The sequence below is a fragment of the Halobellus sp. Atlit-38R genome (genome assembly GCF_003665925.1).
GTDB classification, from domain to species: domain Archaea; phylum Halobacteriota; class Halobacteria; order Halobacteriales; family Haloferacaceae; genus Haloquadratum; species Haloquadratum inordinatus.
On sequence record NZ_QXIJ01000056.1, the window covers coordinates 1 to 942 of the forward strand.

The following is a 942-nucleotide window of genomic DNA, read 5'->3' on the forward strand; positions in this document are numbered from 1 at the left end:
GGGCTGTGTTGAATCACTAGACAGCGTCGGGGTGGGTCGCTAAATCAAAGGAGTTGAAGCGGGATGACTTGGTTGTCTATGACGCAAATCTCCCGCTTCACTGGTGAGATTGTACCGATTGCCCAAGTTGTTACCGGTGATGGAGACGAATCTGCCGCCCCGAAAGGTGGCGGCAGATTCGCCGACTATGCCCTCGTTTCCCTCCACTGTCTGCGGATTTACCTCGACACGTCCTACCGGATGACGATTGACCTGCTGAAGGAGATGCCACAAATAACCGGGGAGATCGGCCTCAGCGCGGCCGATCTCCCCTCTCCATCCACGTTGTGTAAAGCGTTCGACCGGATCAGTATGAGTGTCTGCCGAGTGCTGCTGCGCCAGTCGGCGCAGTTGCACGACCCCTCGGCACACGGTGCGATTGACGCTACCTTCTACGAACGCTCGGCGGCAAGCCGTCACTACTGCCAGCGAACAAGCTACCGCGTCCAGAAGCTCAAGGTCACGAAACTCGTCGATACAGCGTCTCAGGCTGTCCTTGACGTACACTGCTCAACGACCCGTGAAGGAAGTGACGCTGACCTCGCTGAGCAGATCGCCCGCCGAAATGCGGGCGATCTGCGGTCTCTTGCAGCCGACAAGGGATACGACAAGAAATCGCTCCGCGGATCCCTTCGTGACCTCGGGATTCGCCCGCTCATCAAACATCGCATCTTCGCACCCTATGATCACGCGCACAACGCCAGAATCGACGAACAGCGCTACAATCAGCGCTCAATGACCGAGACCGTGAACTCGGCTGTGAAGCGCTCGCTCGGCTTCGCCGTGCGAGCGCGTTCTTGGTTCCGTGAGTTCCGAGAAATCGCTCTGATGTGTGTCGTCTATAACATCAAGCGGGCTGTGAAACAGTGAATTCCACTGCAGTATGGCGATTCAACACAGCCC

1 protein-coding gene is annotated in these 942 nt (G+C 57.4%); it reads left to right on the forward strand.

What is annotated here, in order from left to right:
• Positions 1–78: 78 nt before the first annotated feature.
• A complete protein-coding gene (locus tag D3D02_RS18050; RefSeq protein ID WP_121571317.1) occupies positions 79–909 on the forward strand; it encodes an IS5 family transposase in 831 nt (276 codons plus the stop codon).
• The last annotated feature ends 33 nt before the right edge of the window (positions 910–942 follow it).